This window comes from Streptomyces sp. NPDC002698, from assembly GCF_042888945.1.
In the GTDB taxonomy this organism is placed as follows: domain Bacteria; phylum Actinomycetota; class Actinomycetes; order Streptomycetales; family Streptomycetaceae; genus Streptomyces.
In genome coordinates, this window is record NZ_JBIAQM010000031.1 from 1 (window position 1) to 23,763 (window position 23,763).

Genomic DNA, 23,763 nt, shown 5'->3' on the forward strand with positions numbered 1-23,763 from the left:
CCGCTGGCCGCCCGCCCCCCCCCCCCCCCCCCCGCGCCCCCGCGCCCCCCCCCCCCCCCCCCCCGGGGCGCCCCCGGCGGCGCCCCCCCCCCCCCCCCCCCCCCCCCCCCCCCCCCCCCCCCCCGCGACGGGTGGTCAGGAGAGGCCGGAGGCCCAGTCGTAACCCTTCAGGTAGGGGTCCGGCTTGATCGGCTTGCCGGAGTCCCAGACCTGCTTGATCAGCCCGTCGGAGCCGATCCTGCCGATGCGGGCGGTCTTGTAGATGTGCTGGGTCGCGCCGTCCACGGTGACCTTGCCCTCCGGCGCGTCGAAGGTGATGCCGTCGGACGCGGCCCTGACCTTCTCGGGGTCGAAGGACTTCGCCTTCTCGACCATCGCCTTCCACAGGTAGACCGAGGTGTACGCGGCCTCCATCGGGTCACTGGTCGGCTTGTCCTGGCCGTACTTGGCCTTGTAGGCCTTCACGAACGCGGTGTTCGCGGCCCCCGGGGTGGTCTGGTAGTAGTTCCAGGCCGTCAGCTGGCCCGCCAGGTACTGCGCCCCGATCGACTTGACCTCCTCCTCGGCGATCGACACCGAGACCACCGGCATGCTCTTGGCGGTGAGTCCGGCGGACTTGTACTCCTTGAAGAAGGCCACGTTCGAGTCGCCGTTGAGGGTGTTGAAGACCGCGTCCGCCTTCGAGGCCTTCACCTTGTTGGCGATCGTGCTGAACTCGGTGGAGCCGAGCGGCGCGTAGTCCTCGCCGAGGACCGTCATGCCGTTGGCCTTCGCGTACGCCTTGATCTCCTTGTTGGCGGTGCGCGGGAAGACGTAGTCGCTGCCGACCAGGTAGATCCGCTTCCTGCCCTGGGACTTGAGATAGTCGAGGCCGGGGACGATCTGCTGGTTGGTGGTGGCGCCGGTGTAGAAGATGTAGGGGGACTGCTCTAGTCCCTCGTACTGCACGGGATAGAAGAGCAGCGACTTGTTCTTCTCGAAGACAGGCTTGACGGCCTTGCGGCTCGCGGAGGTCCAGCAGCCGAAGGTGGCCGCGACCCGGTCCTCCCTGATCAGCTTGCTCGCCTTCTCGGCGAACGTCGGCCAGTCGGAGGCGCCGTCCTCGCTGATCGGCTCGATCCGCTTGCCGAGCACTCCGCCCGAGGCGTTGATCTCGCCGATGGCCAGTTTCAGGGAGTCGCGTACGGTCACCTCGCTGATCGCCATCGTGCCCGACAGCGAGTTGAGCAGGCCCACCTTGACGGTGTCGCCGCTCACGTCCGCTTTCGCGGCCTTGTCGGACGTACCGCCCGCGTCGGTCTTGGCGCCGCACGCGGAGAGCGTGACGACGGTCGCGAGCACGGCGGCACCGGCTGCGATCCGGCGTCGGAGAATTCGGGAACCGCTGGACAATAGAACCCCCTCGGGCTGTGGAGGAGACAACCTCCTGAAGTGCGGTCCACAGCCTCAAGTCGCCCTGTTTCCAAGGTGTTTCGCGGTACTTTCCCGGCCGTATCTTCCCGCTCTCATGATGCGTTCGGGGGCGCTCGACGGGGCAACAAAAAATGCCCGGGGCGGAATTCGGCATCCGAATTCATGACACGCCCGAGGCATTCTGATTACTTCCCGCGGGAAGTATCTTGGCGCCGACGAGCCGGTGTCAAGGGCCGGGTTCGCGAAGGTCGAGCTCGGCGACCACGTCGAAGTCCAGCCCCTCGGCCCGTGCCAGGTAGATGCGCTGGCGCACATGACCGCCGCGCAGATGGAGCAGCCCCCGTGGCCCCTCGTAGGACACGGTCTCGGCCGCCGCCCCGATCGCGGACACATCGAGGGTTCCGGCCCGGCCGATGAGCGCGGCGAGCAACAGCACGCCCTCGTAACAGGATTCGCCGAAACTGCCGAGGGCCGGCGCCTCGATCCCGAATCGCCCTGCGTACAGTCCGTGGAAGTCCAGGCTGTCCTGGCCGGCGAGGGAAGCGAAGAACCCGGCCGTGCTGTAGAGATCCACCGTGGCCGAAGAACCGCTGGCCATCAGCATGTTCTCGTCCATCAGGGTGCTCAGCCGGAGGCACCGGGTGTCGAGGCCGGCCGCGGCGAACGCCCGGTTGAAGCGCACCGCGTCACTGCCGACCAGCAGCATGATGACGCCGTCCGCCTCCGTGCGCTCGATCCGGCGCAGTACCGCACCGAAGTCATGGGTGCCCAGCGGCAGATACACCTCTCCCTGGATGCTGCCGCCGCACTCGCGCGCGTACACGTGAGCGGCTCGGGCCGTACGGCGCGGCCACACGTAGTCGTTGCCCACCACGAACCAGCGGCGCAGCCCGCGCTCGTGCGCCAGCAGGCCCATGGCCGGGCGTAGTTGGTCACGCGGTGTCTCGCTGGTGAGGAACACCCCGGCGGTGTGCTCACCGCCCTCGTACAGGGCGGTGTAGACGTAGGGAACCCGATGCGCGATTCTCGGGGCGAGGGCCTGGCGCACGGAGGAGATGTGCCAGCCCGTGACCCCCTGCACGGCCCCCAGGTCCACCAACGCCTCGACGTGGTCCGCGACTTCGCGTGGTGTGCCACCCCCGTCCACGGGCAGCAGTCGCAGCTCCTTGCCGAGCACCCCGCCCGCGCGGTTGACCTCCTCCGCCGCCAGCTGCGCGCACAGTTCGCAGGTGGGCCCGAAGATGCCCGCCGATCCCTGCAGGGGAAGGACGAGGGCCACGCCGAACACGGAGTCGTCTGCCGTGAACCAGTCGGGCACGGGCGCGTCGGGCCGGAACATGGCGTCATGATTCCGGGTCGACGCGGTGAACTCCAATCCGTCTCGTAGCATGTACACCCCCCGGGAGCGAGGAGCAGGATGCCGACCCCATCGCCGCGTCAGCCCCAGGATCTGATGCAGCTGCTGACGCGGGCGGAGCGCCTGGCAGCACGGCGGCTCCGGTCCGTGCTGGACGAGGACGGCTGCTCCCTCGACGCCTGGCGGGTCCTCGCACTGCTCTCCGACGGCGCGGGCCACCCCATGACCGCGATCGCCGAGGCGGTCTTCCTCCCGCCGGCCACGCTCACCAGACTCGTCGACCACCTCGTGGACCAGAACCTCCTCTACCGCCGCGTCGACCCGCACGACCGGCGCCGCATCCTCGCCCACCTCACCCCGCGCGGCCGGACGTACTGGCGGCGCCTGGACCGCGAGGTCCGCGCGCGCTGGCCGGTGCTGGACGACGGGGACGACGAACTGCTGCGCTCGCTGCTGGGGCAGCTGGCCGACGTGCTCGGGGCGGCGGACGAGCGGTCCTCGCTCTGAAGCCGGATGCCGGAAGGTCCCTCACCCGAGACCCGCGTCATCCGTCGACAACCGCCCGAAGCGGAGCGGTCCGGGGCAAGATGGCCTCATGACAAAGCTGTCCGTACGGTCGGTCCCTCGTACGTCCAATGGTTCGGTGCTGTCGTTGTGGTCACAGGATTCCGTGCTGTCGATCGGCTCCGTGGGATCGGTGCTGTCCGTGGGGTCCGTCGGTTCGGCCCTGTCCGTCGGCTCGATCGGCAGCGCCCTGTCGGCCGGCTCGATCGGGTCCGCCCTGTCACTGATCTCGACCGGTTCGTGGCTGAGTACAGGATCGTTGTTCTCCGCGCAGTCGCGGTGGTCGGTACTGTCCTGGCGTTCCTCCGGCGGTCTCCTGGCCGTGGGAGCGGCGGGAGCGGTGGGGGCGGCGACCGGAGGCGCCCTGCTGGTGGCCCGGATGCTGCGCGAGGCCGGAACCGGCACGGATTAATTAGGACCTGTCCGGTCGATCACGGCGGAGACGCGTTCTCGCCGGTGTCCCCGCCGGATCGATGGGGTGGACCCGCCGCCCCGGGCCGGTGACACCTGGGTCCGCCAGCCCTTCACGGCCGGGCCGCTCGGCAGGGGGCTCGCCCTGATCGGCGGATTCGTGCTGCGGATCCGCGCGGTTGCGGGCACGGTGATGGTGGGGCTGATGCGGGTCGCCGAGTGGGTGCCCGCCCAGTACCCGGCCGACGGCTCACGGAGAGCACGGCGGTCGATCCGTTCGCCGACCACCACCTCGTCCACACGGCTTTCCTGATCCTCCTCGTCCTCGCCTCGTCCTCGCGCCGTCTCCGCGGGCGACACGCCCCGTGTCGGGGGGCGGCCGAGCCGTCGGTCAGGCGCACCGGTCGCCGGCCGTGCCGGCCCCGGGCGGGAGACGGGACCCCGGAAGGGTTCCGCCCTCCCGTGCGGCCCGGTGGCCCGGCTTGGGCCGAACGGCCCCCACCGGGGACCAGCGGCCCCTGCCCCGCCCGACCGTTTCGACACGACCCTGGAATCGGACCCCGACCGGGCCCCGATTCAGGAGGTGGACACCATGCCCCGCACTGTCACCGTAGGCCTCGACGGATCACCCGAGAGCCTCACCGCCGCCGAATGGGCCACCCGCGAGGCGCGGCTGCGCGCCCTGCCGGTCAGGCTGGTCAACGTATGGGAAGCCGCCCCGGACCCCATGGCCCAGGCACCACTGCTCGGCGCCGAGACCCACCAGCACTGGAGCGAGCGGATTCCGCGCGAAGCCGCCGAAGGGCTACGGGAGCGCCACCCGGGAGTCGACGTCACCTCGGAGCAGCTCACCGGCCGGCCCGCCGAGGTACTGCTCAAGGCCGCGGACGACGCCGAACTCCTGGTCCTCGGCACCCGTGGGCTCAGCGGCGTCGGCGGTTTCATGGTCGGCTCGGTCGGCCTGGCCCTCGCGGCACACGCCGGGCGCCCCGTCGTGTTCGTACGCGCCGGTGAACAGGCGGCGGACGAGCACCTGACGGATCCGACGGGCATCCCGTCCGCCCTCGCGCCCTTCCGCCCCGTGGTGCTCGGGCTGGACACCGGCTCCCCGGACGACGCGCTGATCGGCTTCGCCTTCGAGGCGGCCCTGCTGCGCGCCACGGCGCTGCGGGTCGTGCACTCCTGGAACGAGCCGCCCTACATCGCGTACGGGCTGCCCCCCGACATCAAGATGAACGCCCGGCTGGCCGCCGAGGACGCCGCCGCCATGACGGACGCGCTGCGGCCCTGGCGCGAGAAGTTCCCGGCCGTGGAGATCATCGAGGACTCCCTGTCCGGGAAACCGGCCAACCACCTCGTCGACGCCTCCCGGGAGGCCTCGCTCGTCGTGGTGGGCCGCCGGGTCCGCCACGACGCGCTCGGTGCCCACGTCGGGCCCGTCACGCACGCCGTGCTGCACCACTCCACCGCCCCCGTCGCCGTCGTCGCGCACCCCTGATCACCACGGGCCGGTCTCGGCCGCGCACCGGTCGCGGCCCGATCCCGCAAGGAGAGGCATCCCATGAAAGCAGCAGTCGTACGAGCGTTCGGTGAGCCGCTGGTGATCGAGGAGCGGCCGGACCCCGAGCCCGGCCCCGGCCAGGTCCGCGTCCGGGTGGAGGCCTCCGGGCTCTGCCACACCGACATCCACGCCGCCAACGGCGACTGGCCGGTCAAGCCGAGCCCGCCGTTCGTCCCCGGACACGAGGGCGTCGGCCTCGTCGAGGCGCTGGGCGACGGCGTCACCCACCTCACCGTGGGACAGCGGGTCGCCGTGCCCTGGCTCGGCAAGGCCTGCGGACGCTGCGAACACTGTCTCTCCGGCTGGGAGACGCTGTGCGAGCAGCAGATCAACACCGGCTACGGGTGCGACGGCGGCTACGCCGAGAAGATGCTCGCCTGGGCCGACTTCGCCCAGCCGGTGCCCGAGGGGATCTCCCCGCTCGACGCGGCGCCGCTCACCTGCGCCGGTGTGACCACGTACAAGGCCCTGAAAGTCGCCGACGTCAGGCCCAGCCGGCTCGTCGCCGTCTCCGGCGTGGGCGGACTCGGCCACCTGGCCCTGCAGTACGCGAAGATCGCCGGTGCGACCGTGGCGGCGATCGACGTCACCGACGAGAAACTCGAACTGGCCTCGGAACTCGGCGCCGACATCGTGATCGACGCCCGTAAGGAGGACCCCGGCGAGGTCCTCGGGCGCCACGGCGGCGCGCACGCCGCGCTGGCGCTCGCGGTGAACGAGGACGCCTTCTCCGCGGTGTACAGGGGACTGCGGCGCGGCGGGAAACTCGTCATGGTCGCGATGCCGGCGCACGGCACGATCCCGGTCCCGATCTTCGAGACCGTGCTCAACGGCACCTCCGTGATCGGCTCCATCGTCGGCACCCGGCAGGACCTGGCCGAGGTCTTCGAACTGCACGCCGCGGGCCGGACCAGGGTCATCCGCGAGTCCCGGCCCCTCGCCTCCGTCAACGAGTCCATCGACGAGGTGCTGCACGGCCGGATCCAGGCCCGGATCGTCTTCGACTTCGGCGAAGGGAGCTGACCGTCGTGGATCTTCCCCTCGTCGTGGGTGCCGACGGGGCCGGGCCCGGAACGCGCGCCGTGGACCGGGCCACGGACGAGGCCGCCCGGCGCCCTAGAGGCTCGCCGCGTGGTCGGGGACGAAGGTCTGCAGATCGCGCGGCGGGCGGACGTAACCCGTCGACGGCGGCCGGTCGGGCAGCTCCAGAACCGGTGGCGGCACCTCGCGATACGGGACGGTGGACAGCAGATGGGCGATCATGTTCAGCCTGGCGCGGCGCTTGTCGTCGCTCTCGACCACGAACCACGGCGCCTCGGTGATGTCCGTGTGCACCAGCATCTCGTCCTTCGCCCGGGAGTAGGCCTCCCAGCGGGTGATCGACTCCAGATCCATGGGCGACAGCTTCCAGCGCCGCGTGGGGTCCTGCAGCCGGCGCCGGAACCGCTTCTGCTGCTCCGCGTCACTCACCGAGAACCAGTACTTGCGCAGCAGCACACCGGCCTCCACCAGCATCCGCTCGAAGATCGGGCACTGCCGGAGGAAGAGCTGGTGTTCCTCCTTCGTGCAGAAGCCCATGACGTGCTCGACCCCGGCGCGGTTGTACCAGCTCCGGTCGAACAGCACGATCTCCCCGGCGGCCGGCAGATGCTCCACGTACCGCTGGAAGTACCACTGGGTGCGCTCCCGCTCGGTGGGCGTCGGCAGCGCGGCGATCCGCGCGACACGCGGGTTCAGATGCTCCGCCACCCGCTTGATCGTGCCGCCCTTGCCCGCCGCGTCCCGGCCCTCGAAGACCACCACCACACGGGCGCCCTCGGTCCGCACCCACTCCTGGAGCTTCACCAGCTCCGTCTGCAGACGGAGCAGCTCCCGCTCGTACGCCTCGCGCGGCACCCTCGCCGTCTTCTCCTCGGCCATGCCGCCTCCTCCGCCCGATGACGCCTCCTGTGAAGCGCCACGATGACCCGCCTCGTCGACACACCCCGATGACCTACGGAGTCACCATGCCCAAGGCAGAACACCAGGACAGCACCGTACTGACCGACGACGAACTGCGCACTCTGGACGCCCACTGGAGGGCCGCCAACTACCTTGCCGTGGGCCAGATCTATCTGATGTCCAACCCGCTGCTCACCGAGCGCCTGACTCCCGCGCACATCAAGCCCCGCCTGCTCGGCCACTGGGGCACCTCGCCCGGCCTCAACCTGGTCCACACCCACCTCAACCGCGTCGTGAAGGCACGCGGCCTGGACGCGCTGTGCGTATGGGGCCCCGGGCACGGCGGCCCGGCCGTGCTGGCGAACTCCTGGCTGGAGGGCACGTACAGCCAGACGTACCCCTCCGTGCCCCGGGACCGCGAGGGCATGGAGAGGCTGTTCCGGCAGTTCTCCTTCCCCGGCGGAGTGCCCAGCCACGTCGCCCCCGAGACGCCCGGCTCCATCCACGAGGGAGGCGAACTCGGCTACTCCCTCGCCCACGCCTACGGAGCCGCCTTCGACAACCCCGGGCTGCTCGTCGCCTGCGTCATCGGTGACGGCGAGGCGGAGACGGGACCGCTCGCCGCGTCCTGGCACTCCAACAAGTTCCTCGACCCGGTCCACGACGGCGCCGTCCTGCCCGTCCTGCACCTCAACGGCTACAAGATCGCCAACCCGACCGTGCTCTCCCGGCTCCCGGAGGCCGAACTCGACGAGCTCCTGCGCGGATACGGCCACGAACCGATCCATGTCACCGGCGACGACCCCGCCCAGGTGCACCGCGCCATGGCCGCCGCCTTCGACCGGGCCCTGGACCGGATCGCGCTCCTCCAGCTCACGGCCCGCGAGGAAGGCGTCGCCGAGCGGGCCCGCTGGCCCATGGTCGTACTGCGCACCCCCAAAGGCTGGACCGGCCCCGCCGAGGTCGACGGCGAGCCCGTCGAAGGAACCTGGCGCGCCCATCAGGTGCCTCTCGCCGGGGTCCGTGAAAACCCGGAACACCTGCGGCAGTTGGAGACCTGGCTGCGCTCCTACCGCCCCGAGGAACTCTTCGACGCCCAGGGACGGCCGGTCGCCGACGTACTGGCCTGCGTGCCCGAGGGCTCCCGGCGCCTGGGCGCCACCCCGCACGCCAACGGCGGCCTCCTCCTGCGCGATCTCCCGCTCCCGCCCCTGGAGCGCTTCGCCGTCCCCGTGGACAAGCCCGGAGCCACCGTGCACGAGCCGACCCGGGTCCTCGGCGGCCTCCTCGAACACGTCATGAACAAGACCTCGGAGCGCCGCGACTTCCGGCTGGTCGGCCCCGACGAGACGGCCTCCAACCGCCTGGACGCCGTCTTCGGCGCCAGCGGCAAGGCCTGGCAGGCACAGATCCTGCCCGTGGACGAACACCTGGACCGGCACGGCCGCGTCATGGAGATCCTCTCCGAACACCTCTGCCAGGGCTGGCTGGAGGGCTACACCCTCACCGGCCGGCACGGACTGTTCTCCTGCTACGAGGCCTTCGTGCACATCGTCGACTCCATGGTCAACCAGCACATCAAATGGCTGAGGACCTCACGCGAACTGCCCTGGCGCGCCCCGATCGCCTCCCTCAACTACCTGCTCACCTCACATGTCTGGCGCCAGGACCACAACGGCTTCTCGCACCAGGACCCCGGCTTCGTCGACCACGTCCTCAGCAAGAGCCCCGAGGTCGTGCGCGTCTACCTCCCGCCGGACGCCAACACCCTGCTGTCCGTGGCGGATCACGTACTGCGCAGCCGCGACTACGTGAACGTCGTCGTCGCCGGCAAGCAGCCCTGCTTCGACTGGCTCTCCATGGACGAGGCCCGCGCCCACTGCGCCCGCGGCGCCGGCATCTGGGACTGGGCGGGAACCGCCGACGGCACCCGGGACCCCGACGTCGTCCTCGCCTGCGCGGGCGACGTCCCCACCCAGGAGATCCTGGCCGCCTCCGACCTGCTGCGCCGCCATCTGCCCGATCTCGCCGTCAGGGTCGTCAACGTCGTCGACATGACCCGGCTGCTGCCGAGCGAGGAACACCCGCACGGGATGAGCGACTTCGAGTACGACGGACTGTTCACCACCGACAAGCCGGTGATCTTCGCCTACCACGGCTACCCCTGGCTCATCCACCGCCTCGCCTACCGCCGCACCGGCCACGGGAACCTCCATGTGCGCGGCTACAAGGAGATGGGCACCACCACGACCCCCTTCGACATGGTCGTCCGCAACGACATGGACCGCTACCGGCTGGTCATGGACGTCATCGACCGCGTCCCCGGCCTCGGCGTGCGCGCCGCCGCCCTGCGCCAGAAGATGGCCGACGCCCACTCCCGCCACGACATCTGGATCCGCGAGCACGGCACCGACCTTCCCGAGGTCGCGGACTGGACCTGGACCGGCTGAGAGACCGGGCCCGCCGCCGCGGCAGGGCGTCACCCGGGACCGTACGCGTCCACGGCCGACGCCCACGGGACAGGCCCGCCGTCGCCCCGCGTGTGCCGCGAGGCCGGCGGGCCGCCCGTACCGGAGGATGAAGGCATGGACGACCTCACCTGGGACTACGAGGGCTACCACCCGGCGCAGGAACGCCTGCGCGAATCGCTGTGCACCCTCGGCAACGGGTACTTCGCGACCCGGGGCGCGGCCCCGGAGTGCTCCGCCGACTCCGTCCACTACCCGGGCACGTACGCGGCGGGCTGCTACAACCGTCTGACCTCGCAGGTGGCCGGGCACCAGGTCGAGAACGAGGACATGGTCAACCTCCCCAACTGGCTGCCCCTGCGCGTGCGGACCGCCACCGGGACCTGGCTCACCCCCGACTCCCACCGGCTGCTCGACCACCGGATGCGCCTGGACCTGGTCGCGGGCACCCTGGAACGCACCGTGCGCTACGAGGACGAGGAGGGCCGGCGTCTCGCCGTGCGGCAGCTGCGACTGGTCCACATGGCCGATCCCCACCTCGCCCTGCTGCGCACGCAGGTGACGGCCGAGGGCTGGTCCGGCCCCGTCGAGATCGAGTCGGCACTCGACGGAACGGTCACCAACAGCGGAGTCGAGCGCTATCGCTCCCTCGCCTCCCGCCACCTGGCGGACGTCAGGACCGGTACCGGGAAACCGGACACAATCTGGCTGCGCTGCCGCACCTCCGCCTCGGAGATCGGCATCGGACTGGCCGCCCGTACCGTCACGGACGCCCCCGCCGAGACCACGGACGCGCACACCCCGGGACGCGCCGCCCAGTCGCTCAGGATCGCGCTGACCGACGGCCGGACGGTGACCGTGGACAAGACCGTGGCCCTGCACACCTCCCACGACACGGCGATCAAGGACCCGCTGGACGCGGCCGTCGACCGGGTCGGGCGGGCCGCGGACTTCGAGGGGCTGCTGGACACCCACCGCACCGCGTGGCAGGCACTGTGGCGCAACGCCGAACTGGACGTGGCGGGCAGCGTGGGACCGATCCTGCGTCTGCACCTGTTCCACGTGCTCCAGACGCTCTCCCCGCACACCGCGGAGCTCGACGTCGGAGTCCCGGCGCGCGGGCTGCACGGCGAGGCCTACCGGGGGCACGTCTTCTGGGACGAACTGTTCGTGCTGCCGTACCTGAACCTCCATTTCCCCGAGGTCTCCCGCGCCCTGCTCACCTATCGTCACCGCCGTCTGGAGCAGGCACGCCGGTCGGCCCAGGACGCCGGCCGCACCGGCGCGATGTACCCGTGGCAGAGCGGCAGCGACGGGCGGGAGGAGACCCAGCAACTGCACCTGAACCCGCGTTCCGGCCGCTGGCTTGCCGACCACTCGCACCTCCAGCACCACGTCGGATCGGCGATCGCGTACAACGTGTGGCAGTACTGCGAGGCGAGCGGCGACACCGAGTTCCTGCACACCAAGGGCATCGAGATGCTCGTGCAGATCGCCCGCTTCTGGGCCGGCTTCGCCGAGTACGACGGCACCCTCGGCCGCTACCGGATCCGCGGTGTCGTCGGCCCCGACGAGTACCACGACGCCTACCCGGACGCCATCCGGCCCGGGCTCGACGACAACGCGTACACCAACGTGACGGCCGCCTGGGTGCTCATCCGCACCCTCGACGTGCTGGGCGAGCTGCCCGAACTGCTGCGCCGGGACCTCGTGGAGCGGACCGGCCTCGACTCCGCCGAACTCGACCTCTGGCACGACGTGTCGAGCGGACTGCACGTGCCCTTCCACGCCGGTGTCATCAGCCAGTTCGAGGGGTACGGCGACCTCGCGGAGCTCGACTGGGAGGGCTACCGGGACCGGTACGGCGACATCCGGCGGCTCGACCGGATCCTGGAGGCCGAGGGCGACAGCGTCAACCGCTACCAGGCCTCGAAGCAGGCGGACGTGCTGATGCTGGGCTATCTCTTCGCGCCGGCCGAACTCGGCGCCCTGTTCCGCAGGCTCGGACACGAGGTCGACGACACCCTCTGGCGGCGCACCGTCGACCACTACCTGAGCCGCACGAGCCACGGTTCGACGCTGAGCAGTCTCGTGCACGGCTGGGTGCTGGGCCGGGCCCGGCGCGCCGAGGCCTGGACGTACATCCACGAGGCTCTGCGGGGCGACATCGCCGACCTCCAGGGCGGCACCACGGGGGAGGGCATCCACCTGGGCGCGATGGCGGGCACCCTCGATCTCGTCCAGCGCGGGCTGACCGGTCTCGAGACCCGCGGCGGAGCGCTGCGGTTCGACCCGGTCCCGCTGCCGGAGCTGTCCGAGTACGGTCTCGCGATCCGCTACCGGGGGCATCGTGGTGTGCACCTGCACCTGAGCGCGGGGAGGCTGATGGTCAGCGTGCCGGCGTCGGACGAGCCGCCGATCGACATCACCTTGGCGGACCGCACGGTCACGGTGGCGCCGGGTGAGTCCTGCGCGCTCACGCTGCCGGAACGGCGACGATGACCGGGACCGGGAGCGGGACGAAGGATCGGGGACAGTGACCGGGGGCCGGCCCGAGCGGGACTCAGCGCGTGGAGTGGTGGCCGGCCGCTTCCGGGTGTTCGAGCTGGTTGGCCAGGACCGCGGCCTGGACGCGGCGCTGGACGCCGAGCTTGGCCAGCAGACGGGAGATGTGGTTCTTCACCGTCTTCTCGGAGAGGTAGAGCTCCTTGCCGATCTCGCGGTTCGTGAGTCCGTCCCCGATCAGCGCGAGGATGTCCCGCTCGCGCGGCGAGAGACCGGCGAGCTCGGGCGAGAGGGGCGGTTCCTCGGCCGGGTCCGTGCGCAGCTTGCGCATCAGCCGGGCGGTCGTCGTGGGGTCCAGCATCGACTGGCCGGACGCGACGGTACGGACCGCCGAGACCAGGTCGGAACCCTTGATCTGCTTCAGTACGTAGCCCGCCGCCCCGGCCATGATCGCGTCGAGCAGCGCTTCCTCGTCGTCGAAGGACGTCAGCATCAGGCAGGACAGCTCGGGCATCTGGCTGCGCAGTTCCCGGCAGACGCTGATGCCGTCGCCGTCCGGCAGGCGTACGTCGAGAACGGCCACGTCGGGGCGCAGCGCGGGGCCGCGCACCAGGGCGTGCTCCACGTTGCCCGCGTCGCCGACCACCGAGATGTCGGGCTCGGCGTCCAGCAGGTCCGTGAGACCGCGGCGCACCACCTCGTGGTCGTCCAGCAGGAAGACCCTGATCGGGTTCCGCTCGGAGAACGTACGCGCCTCGGCCATGACGACCCCTTGTTCAGTAATGGACAGCAGACCGTGAGCCCGCTCAAGTCGATCGTCACGCTTCCGGGCCCGATGCACTAGGGCCGACCGGCCCCATTCGAGTCTGCACGGGTTTCCCCGCCGAGGCCGACGGCAGGCCCACCGATCCGCGCGACGCCGGTGGTCAGCGCGCGCTGCCGCTGCCGTAAGGGGCGTACAGGTCGAGCAGCCGGGTCCGGGCCGACTGGAGCCGGTGGCCGACGATCTCGCCCGCCCACTGGGCCACGGCCATTCCCAGCTCGGGGTCTTCGCGGCACAGTGCCCGGACGTCCTCGGCGTCGAACTCGTAGGCGCGCACCGGGCTCGTCGCCTCGGCGCCCAGATGCCAGGTGTGCGGGGCGAACAGCCAGGACCAGCCGACGAGTTCGTTGTGACCGAGGATCTCGATGACGGCCGCCCGGCGGCCCGGGACCCGCATGTCGAGGGACACCGTCCCGGTCCGGATGATCCAGAACCGGTCCGCGTGACGGCCTTCCTCGAACAGCCGGGTGCCCTCGGGGAACGACACCTCGCGGGCCATGCGCAGCAGCCGTTCCTGCTGGTGGGCGGGCAGTGCCCGCAGCATGGTGGATGTGGTGGAAGTGTTCATGATCCTGCCTCTTCCTGGCGCCCGACCCTTCCCCCTCCAATCTCCGCCCGTGGTCCGCCCGCCGCCATGGGCCGTCCGGCCCCCCTTCACGGGCCGCATGGCACCGGCCCGGGCCGAAGGCCTCCGCGGAAGGAGACCGTCGGCTCCGCGGTGCCGTGCGCGCGCCGTCCACGCCTTGACCGTCCCGGACCCCGTCGCCGCCGAACGGCTCCCGGACGGCAACCCCGTCCGGGAGGCGTGAAGTCCCGCACCGCGGAAGTCCCGCACTACAGAAGTCCAGTACCGCGGAAGTCCCCCACGGATTAGGCCGGTTGACTCCTGGCGGGGACCAGTGGCCCCGACCGTGGGGGACGGACGCGCCTGGGTCAGGGCGTCTTGTGCCCCCACTGCGGTCCGAGCCGCTCCCACTCGCGCTCCCACCGGCGATAGCGCCGCTGGTCGAGCCGCCACCGGACGAGGCCGCCCACGCCGAAGACCAGGCCGCCCAGGGCCACGGCGGCGGCGACGCCCAGCAGGGTGGACTCGGTGGCCGCGGCGCTCGTGGTCGGCGGTGCCGTGGTGGGCCGGCCCCGCGGATCCATCCAGATCACCACGTGTGATCCGGCCTTGTGCCCGGATTCCACCAGGGCGCTGCCGATGTGTGGTGACCCGTCCGGCGTCGTCCAGCGGACCGTCGCCCGGACATGGTCGAAGGACGAGCCCTCTCCGGCGGGTACCGCCCTTTCCGTGCCGCTGACCAGTGTGGCCGGGACGGCGTGCCGGTCGTGGCGCAGCCGCGTGAAGGACTCGTCGGCGGCGTGGGCGGTCACCAGGCCGGCGAGGGTGCCGCCGAGCACCATCACCGTCCAGACGATCAGCACGATCCACGCCTCGAAGACGTCGTCACGGCGACGCAGCGGATTCCTCCGCCAGCGCCAGCACCACTGCCTCGCACCCTGTGCTCCGCGCATGGCACCGCACCTCCTCGTTACACCCCAACAGTGCAAGGGGATCGCGGCGCGCGCGAGCGGTGGCAGAGGCCGGCCGGTCCCGCGGCCGGTCCCGCGGCGGGGGCCGGGCGGCCCCTGCGCGGAGCATCTGCCCCGGTCAGGGCGGGTATCGCGAGATCGGCCCGTGTACTGAAGGAGCCGTTGACAAGGAAATTTCCACCTCGGGCGCCGATGAACGGCGGGGCACCGGGCGAGGCGTGCGCACCGCGTGGGCCGGCACCGGGGACCTTCCGCCCGGTGACCTCCGCGCCGGAAAAATCCCGGGCCGATTCTCCACGGACCGAGGCAGGATGCCCCCTGTGAACCATGTCCTGAGCGGTCTCGCCGCCAACCCGGCCCTGCCGTCCGAACTGGTCGACCGGCTGATCGCGGTCGCGGACGCCGACCTCGCCATCGACCTCGCGAGCCGGGAGGACCTCAGCCACGCGCAGGCGGTCGCCCTCCTCGCGCGCGACGAGCGGAGCGGCGTACGACTCGCCCGCGAAGGCAGACTGACCGCCGCCGACGTCGACCCGAACGCGACCGCCCCGGTCCTGCTCTTCTGCCTCGCGGACGACCGGGCCAGACCCGTGGCCGCCGCTCACCCGGCACTCCCGCCGCGGGTGATCGTGGAACTGCTCTCCGACCCCGACCGGCAGGTGGCGGAAGCGGCGGCCGGCAACCCCTCGCTGCCGTCCGCGGTGATGACGCGCCTAGTGACGGGGATCGAGGAGCCCTTCACGAACGCCGGTTGAGACGTCCGGCCGTCAGCGAGGGGCGGGCCGTACCTCCGTCACCACGGAAGTGCGGCCCGCCCCTCGCTCATTCATCGACCGACGGGGGCGACCGACAGGGTCACAGGACCTCGGTCTCGCTGCGGGACGCCTCGCCCCACAGCGTGTGGAAGCTGCCCTGGCGATCGGTGCGCCGGTAGGTGTGGGCACCGAAGAAGTCGCGCTGCCCCTGGGTCAGTGCGGCCGGCAGCCGGTCGGCGCGCAGCGTGTCGTAGTAGGACAGCGCCGCGGAGAACGCGGGCACCGGGACGCCTCTGCGGGTGGCGATGGAGACGACCTCGCGCCACGGGACCTGGGCGTCCTTGATCTCGGTGGCGAACCCCGCGTCCGACAGCAGGCTGACCAGGCCCGGATCGACGGCGTACGCGGCGCGGATACGGTCGAGGAACGCCGCGCGGATGATGCAGCCGCCGCGCCAGATCTTCGCCACCTCACCGAGGTCGATGTCCCAGCCGTACTCGGCCGCCGCGTCCAGGATCATCTTCCAGCCCTGGTCGTAGGCGATCAGCTTCGAGGCGTACAGGGCGTGTTCCACCTGGCTGGTGAAGCGCTCGGCCTCGGTTCCCGACAGGTCCCAGTGGGTGCCGCCGGGCAGGCCGCGGTAGGCGGAGCGCAGGCCGTCCTGGCTGGAGGCGGCGCGGGCGAAGGTCGCCTGCGCGATGGCGGTGACCGGGGAGCCGAGGTCCAGGGCGGTCTGCACGGTCCAGCGGCCGGTGCCCTTCTGCCCCGCGGCGTCCACCACGACGTCGACGAACGGTTCGCCGGTGGCGGCGTCCGTGTGCGCGAGGACCTCGGCGGTGATCTCGATGAGGTACGAGTCGAGGCGGCCCTTGTTCCAGCGCCGGAAGATCTCCGCGATCTGCTGCGGCGTGTAGCCGCCGACGCGCCGGAGCAGGTCGTAGGCCTCGCCGATGAGCTGCATGTCGGCGTACTCGATGCCGTTGTGCACCATCTTGACGAAGTGTCCGGCGCCGTCGGTGCCGATGTGCGTGGCACACGGCTCGCCGTCCACCTTGGCACTGATCGACTCGAACATCGGGCCCAGCGAGGCGTACGACTCGGGGGAGCCGCCCGGCATGATGCTCGGCCCGTTGAGGGCGCCCTCCTCGCCGCCGGACACGCCCGCGCCGACGAAGTGGATGCCGCGTTCGCGCAGCGACTGCTCACGACGACGGGTGTCGCTGAAGTGGGCGTTGCCCCCGTCGATGATCATGTCGCCGTCTTCGAGCAGCGGGGCGAACTCCTCGATGACGGCGTCGGTGGCGGCACCCGCCTGCACCATGATCATGAGGCGCCGGGGGCGTTCCAGCGCCGCCACGAAGTCCTCGGCCGACTCGGCCGCGACGAAGGAGCCCTCGTGCCCGAACTCCTCGACCAGTGCCTTGGTGCGCGCGGGGGTGCGGTTGTGGACGGCGACGGTGTAGCCGTTCCGGGCGAAGTTGCGGGCCAGGTTGCGGCCCATCACCGCGAGCCCTGTGACGCCGATCTGCGCGGTCGCCTTCATGGTGTGCTCCTTGGATCCGGATCTGCCTGTCCGCGTACCTGACGGGCGAGCAGACGACTGTCGCTGTGCCGATCAGTACGCCGGGAGGGGCCGAGGTGTTCACCGTCCGAGGCAGGAGGTGTGCCGGACCGTGGAACGGGCCTCCGGGCGCCGGACGGACCCGGACGTCCGGGAACCTCGCGCCGAGGTGCGGAGCCGTTGGCCGGCCGGGGTCAGGGCCCCGGGCGGGCGGTGGCCGACGGAGGGGCGGGTCGTGCCCGAACGAGGGCCGGCGGCCGGGGAACCGGGCAGCCGTGCCGGGATCGCGGGCGGCGGCCCGGGCGGGATCCCGTGGTGCCGGAACGGCGGGCGGACGCCGGGCGGGGTCAGTCGTGCCCGGGCGTCGGGCGGGGGCGGTCGTCGCGGCGCAGCCGCCACCCGTGGTCCACCGGTCCGATACCGGCACCGAGCGCGAAACCGGCCTCGATCGCGGCCGTCACGTACGCCTTGGCCCGCCGTACCGCCTCCGGCACTTCGAGGCCCTCGGCCAGGCCCACCGCGACGGCCGAGGCGAGCGTGCACCCCGTGCCGTGCGTGTGCCGGTTGTCGTGGCGGGGCGCGCGCAGCCAGTGCTCGGAGGTTCCGTCGGTGAGCAGGTCGACGGCCTGGCCCGGCAGATGTCCCCCCTTCACGAGCACCCAACGGGGACCGAACGCGAGCAGCAGCCCGGCGGCCCGGCGCATGCCCGACTCGTCGTCCACCTTCAACCCGGTGAGCTGGGCGACCTCGTCGAGATTCGGGGTGGCCACGGTCGCCCGCGGCAGCAACCGGGTCCGTACGGCGTCCAGCGCGTCGTCGGCCAGCAGCCGGTCCCCGTGCTTGGAGACGCTCACCGGGTCCACGACGACCGGGACGCCCACGTCGGACAGCAACTCGGCGACCGTGGTGACGAGGCCGGGCGAGGAGAGCATCCCCGTCTTCACGGCCTGGACCCCGATGTCGTCGACCACACTGCGGTACTGGGCGCGTACCGCCTCCTCGGGCAGTTCCCAAGCCCCCTGCACACCCACGGAGTTCTGCGCGGTCACAGCGGTGAGCACGCTCATCCCGTGGGCGCCCAGCGCGAGCATGGTCTTCAAGTCGGCCTGGATTCCCGCGCCTCCGCCGGAATCGGAGCCGGCGATCGTCAGGACGCGGGGCGGGGTGGTCATGGGGTGTTCCTCTCGGGGTACGGCCGCGGGCCCGAAGCCCTGGACCGGCGGAGCGACGGGCAGCCCTCAGACGCGGCGGCGCAGCCGCAGCGGGGCGTAGAGGGCGAGGGCGACCAGGAACGCCACGTAGTACGAGAGATCGGCGCCGTGCAGCGCGTCGGCCACCGGACCGACGTACAGGCTCGTGTCCATGAACGGCACGGCCGCGCCGAAAGCGGCGACGAAGGCCACCAGCGACGGCCATCCAGGGCGCGGACGGGACATCTCGGCGGCGACGTCGACCGGGGCGTCCCCACGCTCCCGCCCCCGGGCGATCCAGTCGACGACGACGATCGCGACGAACCCGGGGATCCAACAGCCCACGAACAACAGCACGTTCTGGAAGCGGGCCGTGGTGTCGGCGGCGTGCATCCACAGCACCAGCGGGAAGCCGAGCGCGGCGGCCAGGGCGGCCGCCAACGGGCGCGGCATCCGCACACCCAGGGTCTGCAGGGCCAGCGAACCGCTGTAGTCGTTCATCGCGTTGCTGCACACCGCCGCGAGCGCCACGGCCAGCAGCCCGAACGCTCCCGCGGCACCGCCGCCCAGCAGCGTGTCCACGCCCGCCGCCGTCTGGTCGGTCAGCACCGACGCGCCCCACAGCCCGAGGACCTGCACGGCGACGAAGGACGCGACGAGCCCGAGCAGGGTGCACCAGAACATCCGAGGGCGGGACGTCGAACGCGGCAGATAGCGGCTGAAGTCACCGGCGTACGGTGCCCAGGACAGCGAGAGGCTCAGCGCGATGGTGCTGGTGAGGACGAACGCGCCGGCGCGGTCGGCGCCCGTCGCGGATCCGGTCGTCGCGGGGTGGACCCCGTCGAGCATCCGCCAGGCGATCACCGCGAAGGCCACGGCGAGCACGAACGTCATGACGATCTGCAGGCGGTGGACGGCCTCGTAGCCGAGGACGCCGAGGGCCCCCTGAGCGGCCATCATGACCAGGACGCCGAGCCAGAACGGCCAGCCGCACAGCCGCGCCAGCGCGTCCCCGCCGAACAGGCCGATCAACGCGTCCCAGGCGATGGAGGACAGCCACTGGAGCATCCCGGGCAGTACCACCGCCCGGCCGAACGCGAGCCGTGCGAGCGGGAGTTGGCCGGTGCCGGTGAGTCCGCCCCAGGTGCTGAGGTAGGCGGTGGGCAGGGCGCCGAGCACGGTCCCGAGGACGACGGCGGCCAGTGCGGTGGTGAAGTCCAGGCCGAGCGCGATCCCGATCGTGCCGGTGAACACACCCGTCATCGTCAGGTTCGGGGCGAACCACACGGTGAACAGGCGCCCGGCACCGCCGTACCGGTTGCTCTCGGGGACCGGCTCGATGCCGCGCCCCTCCACCCGCAGGTCGCCGGGTGCGGCGGGCATCCGTCCGTCGAAGACGGCGGGCCGGCTGTCGGCGGGCAGCCCGCCGGGAACATGCGCCAATGGCATGGAAGACATCCCTCCGCCAGTATGAACTGGTTCAGGTTCGACGGGTGTGATCTCAGCCCTCGGACGGGGCACCCCGTGTCCGGTACGACGGACACACTAACCGCTCCCGAGGACCGAGCGGGAGTGGGTCCCCCGGGCAGAACCCGTGCTCAGCTCCCGTGTACGGGCGGGCGGCGCCACCGCCGGACCCGGCCGGACCGTCCGGGAGTCCTCCGGGGCCCGTGACCCCAGGTCCCCTTCGGAAGCGTCGCTGCGTGGGCTCACTCGCCCGGACCGGTGTCCGCCCGCGCGCGCTCCGGTTCATTCGAACGGCGCGAGCGGGCCCGTTCGCAGCGCGGCGCGTGCCGCGCCTCGGTACTGTCGGAGGTGATCGCCGCTCGCTCTCCGCTCCCGGGTTCCCGGACCCGGTGGCCGGGCGGAAGGAGGCAGGGTGCCGTGACCGTGATCTCCCTGAAGTCCGCGCAGGTGCGGGAAGGTCTCGCTCTCCCGTACGCCGAAGCGGGCTACCCCAGTGGCACGCCGGTCGTCTTCGTGCACGGTCTGGCCGACTCCTGGTGGTCCTTCGAACCCCTCCTGAGGCGCCTTCCCGCGTCCCTGCACGGATACGCGCCCACGCAGCGCGGGCACGGCGATGCCGGTCGGCCCCCGGAGGGCTACACCCCGGACGATTTCGCCGCCGACCTGGTGGACTTCCTCAACGTGGTCGACATCCCCCGGGCCGTCCTGGTCGGGGCGTCCAGCGGCGGCGTACCGGCCCGGATCGTCGCCGGCAGCCATCCCGACCGGATCGCGGGCCTGGTCCTGCTCGGTGTCCCCGGCACCCTCGCTGACAAACCGGCGGTGGCCTCCATGGCCCGCGCCATGGAGGATCTGGCCGATCCCGTGCCCCGCGCGTTCGTCGAGGACTTCCTGGCCGACACGATGACCCGCCCGATCGCCCGGGGGTTCGTCGAGACCATGGTGGAGGAGAACCTCAAGCTCCCCGCCTACGTCTGGAAGGACACGGCCCGCGGTCTCCTCGACGCCGATCTCCGCGCGACCCTCGCCGGCATCCTGGTGCCCACACTCGTCATCTGGGGTGAACAGGACGAGTTCCTGCCCCGAGAGGACCAGCAGACCATCCTGGACGCGGTGCACGGCGCGGAATTCCTCGCCTACCCGGAGACCGGCCACTGCCTCCAGTGGGAACAGCCCGAACGCGTGGTCGCCGACATCGCCGCGTTCGTCACGCGGATCGAGCACCCCGGCACGCGAGCCGGCGGCCGCTGACCTCACCCGGCGGGTGTGCGGAAAGCCATCGGCCCGGGGCCACGCCCAACTGACGCGATCCGTACCGCCGCCGCCCGCCCCTGTGTCGCTGCATGGCATGCTCATGCTCCCCACAGGAAGGGATCACGTGCCATGAGACCGAGCCGACGCTCCCTGCTCGCCGCCACCGCTGTACTGGGCTCCGTTTTCGCCGTCCCCGCGCCCGCCGGCGCCGCCGAAGTCCCCGTCGCGGGCACCTACTTCGTCCAGAGCGCCATCACGGGACTGAACGCGTCCGACAGCGCGGGCGCGGTCGTCCAGCACAACCCCAAGGGAAACGAGGACCGCCAGCAGTGGACCCTGCGCCGGAGCGGTTCCGCCTCCGTACTCGAAAGCACCGACAGCGCGGGCAGTTGTCTGGGCCGCTCGGGCAGCCAGGCCCGAACCGTCGCGTGTACGAGTGCGGATGCCACCTGGGAGGTGACGCCGAGCGGCACCGACCAGTACGCGCTCAAAGCCCCGGGAACGAACAGCTACTTGACCGTCACCGACAAGTCCTCGGGCTCCAACTACCCGGCCCAGCTGGCGATCGGCTCACCGGGCGCTCTCGCCTCCTGGTACCTCACCCCGGCCGCGTCCGCGACCCTGCCGATGCCGCCGCAGGACCAACGCACCCTGGACCAGGTCACGTTCCTCACCGCGCACAACGCCTACGCGAACGGCGTGGACGGCGGATTCGCCCCGCCCTTCGTCAACCTCGTACCCAATCAGAAGCGAGGCATCAATCAGCAACTCGCCGACGGAGTAAGGGGGTTCATGCTGGACCTGCATCAAACCCCCGACGGAGCCATCCTCTGCCACAACAGTTGCACCCTCGTCAGCAGGCCCGTCGCGCTCTGGGTCGACCTCCAGCGCATGGTCGACTTCCTCAAGCAGCACCCCGACCAGTTCGTCACCGTGTTCCTGGAGGACTACGTCGACCCGGGCGTCCTGCGCGCCGAACTCGCCCGGGTGAACGGTCTGTCCGACGTCCTCTACCGTCCCGACCGGACCGGCGTGCGCGAGAACGGCTGGCCGAAGCTCGCGGATCTCACCGCGGCGGGACACCGCCTGCTCGTCTTCACCGACCACAGCCGTTCATCGGACGAGTCCGCCGGACTGACCCGGGACAGCTTCGGCGTCATGTACCAGCGCGAGTGGACCGTCGAGAACTACTGGTCCATGGGCTCGGGCCTCGGCTCCTCGGACTGGTCCTGCTACAGCCGCTGGTACGACGCGGGCACGAACGTACCGCTCACCCGTACCGAGAACGGCTTCCGCCCGCTCTTCGTCATGAACCACTTCCGTGACGCCGCGATCTCCGGGACCGCCGGGACGGACAACACCAAACTCGCCGACCGGGCCCGCCGCTTCTGCGAGCCCGCCGCCCGAAAGAAGCCCAACTACCTCGCGGTCGACCGCTACGACCTGGGCGATCCCGGCTCCGCGGTGAACACGCTGAACACGTACGTGTATCCGTAGCCGGACGCGACCCGCGAGCCTCGCCGAGGTCCCCCGAGGGGGGAGGGGCCCAGGCGAGGCCCGCCGGGCGTCGAATGACGCCGGCGCACCCGTCGGCGAACATGTCACGCCTCGTTCAGTGTTCGCGGAGACCGCATTCGGCTGGGCGAAGAGTGCAGCCCGGAAGGAACTCGGAGGGTGCTGCCCTGAAGTGGACGGCGGCGGCGCCCGAAGCGTCCGCGGCCAAGGCGTCGATCCACACGGTCGAAGCGGACAACACCGCTGCGGGTGTGTGCACTTCAGCCTCGGTCGGCGTGGCGAAGGGCGTGCCGTCGAGGAAGGCGAGGGCGGTCTGACCGCCGTCGGGCAGGCACTCCGCCTCCTCGATGGTCAGTCGCCAGTGCCGCTCTGCCTCGCTCACGAGCCGCTTGCCGCCGCGCCCGTGGACGAGAAGGAGGTCACGGCGGTCGCGGATGTGCTGCGCTATGGCACAGCAGAGGGGGATGTCGGCGCCGTGATCGGTATCCACGCGGTTGTGGTCGGCGGGTGGGAAGAAGCCCAGCGCGTCGGACAGCAGCCCGACCGCCGCGTCCTTGATGCGTGGACGCCGACCGTTCGCGACGAGGTCCAGCAGGATCGGGGTGGCCGCGTAGGCGGCCGGGAACACCATGGCGGCGTGGCCACAGACGAAGCCGCGACCGGCGAGGCCTGCCGCCGCGTCCCCCGTCTCGTTCGCCGTGGTGGACACCGTCAGCATCCGGAGCGCGTGAGCGACGCCCTCCGGATCGTCCCACCGGTCTCCCGTCGGATTGGGTATGGCCGACCAGTCGACGGCATCGATGGCATCGATGGCGTCCAGGGAGGCCTCCTTGTCCCGCGGGACCTTCATCGCCAGACTCCGTGGACACGTTCGATCTCACCGAGGTACTGCGCCAGATGGAAGCGGGCCTCCTCGACGACCCCGTGTTCGCGGTCCGGGAACATCAGATCGGACCAGACGACCGTCTCGCCCCGGAGCCGCACGGCGATGGTGAGTCCGGCGGGGTCCGCATCGGCTCGGCCATGGTCCGCCACCTTCACATCGCGAGGCGCGTCCGACGGGTAGAGGGGTCCGCCCGGGCGGAGGAGCTGTCGGGGGTGCAGGCCGAGTGCGTTGCCGTCGCTGCGCGTCACCAGGTCGAGCCCATCGACAAAGAGGTAAGTGTGCACATCGGCGCACGCCGGCGGCCCGGGACACGTGCTGACCAGCAAGGTACTCACCACGGCATCACCCCGCCGACCGGACGTCCCGCCCCGAAGTCCACCCGGCGCCCTACGCGGCATCGGCCTCATGTGACGTCATGGCCCGATCATAGCGAGAGCACGGCCGCGCTTCGGAAGACCGTTTGCGCGGACCGGACTTGTGCCCCTGTCCACCCGCTCCAGGCGGCACGGACCGGGAAACCACGGCTTGTCGGTATCGGGTCGAGACATTCACCGGG

21 protein-coding genes and 1 riboswitch are annotated in these 23,763 nt (G+C 71.4%); of the genes, 10 read left to right on the forward strand and 11 right to left on the reverse strand.

Annotated features, from left to right (window positions below):
* Positions 1-135: 135 nt before the first annotated feature.
* Positions 136-1,341 carry an urea ABC transporter substrate-binding protein gene (urtA, locus tag ACFYW9_RS31320; RefSeq protein ID WP_389157407.1) on the reverse strand — a complete coding sequence of 402 codons (1,206 nt, stop codon included), beginning with the start codon at positions 1,339-1,341 and terminating at the stop codon, positions 136-138.
* Positions 1,342-1,639: 298 nt separating this feature from the next.
* Positions 1,640-2,752, reverse strand: coding sequence for a substrate-binding domain-containing protein (locus tag ACFYW9_RS31325; protein WP_351871173.1), 1,113 nt, complete (start codon positions 2,750-2,752; stop codon positions 1,640-1,642).
* A gap of 78 nt (positions 2,753-2,830) precedes the next feature.
* Between ACFYW9_RS31325 and ACFYW9_RS31330 the strand changes: the two genes are divergently transcribed.
* From ACFYW9_RS31330 to ACFYW9_RS31350, 5 genes are all read left to right on the forward strand, one after another.
* Positions 2,831-3,277: a MarR family winged helix-turn-helix transcriptional regulator gene (locus tag ACFYW9_RS31330; RefSeq protein ID WP_389157410.1), complete on the forward strand. Its 447-nt coding sequence runs from the start codon at positions 2,831-2,833 to the stop codon at positions 3,275-3,277.
* A gap of 88 nt (positions 3,278-3,365) precedes the next feature.
* Positions 3,366-3,746, forward strand: coding sequence for a hypothetical protein (locus ACFYW9_RS31335; RefSeq protein ID WP_389157413.1), 381 nt, complete (start codon positions 3,366-3,368; stop codon positions 3,744-3,746).
* Positions 3,747-3,812: 66 nt separating this feature from the next.
* Positions 3,813-4,058, forward strand: coding sequence for a hypothetical protein (locus ACFYW9_RS31340; protein WP_389157416.1), 246 nt, complete (start codon positions 3,813-3,815; stop codon positions 4,056-4,058).
* A gap of 279 nt (positions 4,059-4,337) precedes the next feature.
* The gene (locus tag ACFYW9_RS31345) at positions 4,338-5,243 is read left to right on the forward strand and encodes a universal stress protein (RefSeq protein WP_389157419.1); all 906 of its coding nucleotides are present in this window, start codon (positions 4,338-4,340) and stop codon (positions 5,241-5,243) included.
* A 63-nt stretch (positions 5,244-5,306) separates the two neighbouring features.
* Positions 5,307-6,329, forward strand: coding sequence for a zinc-dependent alcohol dehydrogenase (locus tag ACFYW9_RS31350; RefSeq protein ID WP_389157422.1), 1,023 nt, complete (start codon positions 5,307-5,309; stop codon positions 6,327-6,329).
* A gap of 93 nt (positions 6,330-6,422) precedes the next feature.
* Here the strand turns inward: ACFYW9_RS31350 and ppk2 are convergent, their stop codons facing one another.
* The gene (ppk2, locus tag ACFYW9_RS31355; RefSeq protein ID WP_389157425.1) at positions 6,423-7,226 is read right to left on the reverse strand and encodes a polyphosphate kinase 2; all 804 of its coding nucleotides are present in this window, start codon (positions 7,224-7,226) and stop codon (positions 6,423-6,425) included.
* Between the two features lie 86 nt (positions 7,227-7,312).
* Between ppk2 and ACFYW9_RS31360 the strand changes: the two genes are divergently transcribed.
* Positions 7,313-9,697 (forward strand): phosphoketolase, encoded by a 2,385-nt coding sequence (locus ACFYW9_RS31360; protein WP_389157428.1) that lies wholly within the window; start codon positions 7,313-7,315, stop codon positions 9,695-9,697.
* A 135-nt stretch (positions 9,698-9,832) separates the two neighbouring features.
* Positions 9,833-12,217 (forward strand): glycoside hydrolase family 65 protein, encoded by a 2,385-nt coding sequence (locus tag ACFYW9_RS31365; RefSeq protein WP_389157431.1) that lies wholly within the window; start codon positions 9,833-9,835, stop codon positions 12,215-12,217.
* Between the two features lie 61 nt (positions 12,218-12,278).
* On the opposite strand, the gene ACFYW9_RS31370 is transcribed toward ACFYW9_RS31365, so the two are convergent.
* The 3 genes from ACFYW9_RS31370 to ACFYW9_RS31380 form a co-directional block, all read right to left on the reverse strand.
* Entirely contained in the window at positions 12,279-12,983 is a 705-nt protein-coding gene (locus ACFYW9_RS31370) for a response regulator (protein ID WP_389157434.1), read from the reverse strand.
* Between the two features lie 163 nt (positions 12,984-13,146).
* The gene (locus tag ACFYW9_RS31375; RefSeq protein WP_326789680.1) at positions 13,147-13,611 is read right to left on the reverse strand and encodes a cyclic nucleotide-binding domain-containing protein; all 465 of its coding nucleotides are present in this window, start codon (positions 13,609-13,611) and stop codon (positions 13,147-13,149) included.
* A gap of 365 nt (positions 13,612-13,976) precedes the next feature.
* Positions 13,977-14,561 carry a hypothetical protein gene (locus tag ACFYW9_RS31380; RefSeq protein WP_351871198.1) on the reverse strand — a complete coding sequence of 195 codons (585 nt, stop codon included), beginning with the start codon at positions 14,559-14,561 and terminating at the stop codon, positions 13,977-13,979.
* 338 nt (positions 14,562-14,899) lie between these two features.
* On the opposite strand from ACFYW9_RS31380, the gene ACFYW9_RS31385 reads away from it, so the two are divergent.
* Positions 14,900-15,334, forward strand: a complete 435-nt coding sequence (locus tag ACFYW9_RS31385) for a hypothetical protein (RefSeq protein ID WP_389157439.1) — start codon at positions 14,900-14,902, stop codon at positions 15,332-15,334.
* 100 nt (positions 15,335-15,434) lie between these two features.
* Here the strand turns inward: ACFYW9_RS31385 and gndA are convergent, their stop codons facing one another.
* From gndA to ACFYW9_RS31400, 3 genes are all read right to left on the reverse strand, one after another.
* Positions 15,435-16,877: an NADP-dependent phosphogluconate dehydrogenase gene (gndA, locus tag ACFYW9_RS31390; RefSeq protein ID WP_351871204.1), complete on the reverse strand. Its 1,443-nt coding sequence runs from the start codon at positions 16,875-16,877 to the stop codon at positions 15,435-15,437.
* Positions 16,878-17,242: 365 nt separating this feature from the next.
* Positions 17,243-18,067 (reverse strand): bifunctional hydroxymethylpyrimidine kinase/phosphomethylpyrimidine kinase, encoded by an 825-nt coding sequence (gene thiD / locus ACFYW9_RS31395; RefSeq protein WP_389157443.1) that lies wholly within the window; start codon positions 18,065-18,067, stop codon positions 17,243-17,245.
* A gap of 66 nt (positions 18,068-18,133) precedes the next feature.
* The gene (locus tag ACFYW9_RS31400; protein WP_389157446.1) at positions 18,134-19,534 is read right to left on the reverse strand and encodes a purine-cytosine permease family protein; all 1,401 of its coding nucleotides are present in this window, start codon (positions 19,532-19,534) and stop codon (positions 18,134-18,136) included.
* A riboswitch (TPP riboswitch) is annotated at positions 19,526-19,620 on the reverse strand. Its footprint overlaps the gene before it by 9 nt.
* Positions 19,621-19,969: 349 nt before the next feature.
* Between ACFYW9_RS31400 and ACFYW9_RS31405 the strand changes: the two genes are divergently transcribed.
* Positions 19,970-20,803 (forward strand): alpha/beta fold hydrolase, encoded by an 834-nt coding sequence (locus ACFYW9_RS31405; RefSeq protein ID WP_389157449.1) that lies wholly within the window; start codon positions 19,970-19,972, stop codon positions 20,801-20,803.
* A 132-nt stretch (positions 20,804-20,935) separates the two neighbouring features.
* A complete protein-coding gene (locus tag ACFYW9_RS31410) occupies positions 20,936-22,303 on the forward strand; it encodes a phospholipase (RefSeq protein ID WP_389157452.1) in 1,368 nt (455 codons plus the stop codon).
* 115 nt (positions 22,304-22,418) lie between these two features.
* Here ACFYW9_RS31410 and ACFYW9_RS31415 read toward each other — a convergent pair whose 3' ends face one another.
* Both ACFYW9_RS31415 and ACFYW9_RS31420 read right to left on the reverse strand, forming a co-directional pair.
* Positions 22,419-23,171, reverse strand: a complete 753-nt coding sequence (locus tag ACFYW9_RS31415) for a hypothetical protein (RefSeq protein WP_389157455.1) — start codon at positions 23,169-23,171, stop codon at positions 22,419-22,421.
* On the reverse strand, positions 23,168-23,455 hold the full coding sequence (locus tag ACFYW9_RS31420) for a hypothetical protein (RefSeq protein WP_389157458.1): 288 nt from the start codon (positions 23,453-23,455) through the stop codon (positions 23,168-23,170). The genes ACFYW9_RS31415 and ACFYW9_RS31420 overlap by 4 nt, the downstream gene beginning before the upstream one ends.
* Positions 23,456-23,763: the final 308 nt, after the last annotated feature.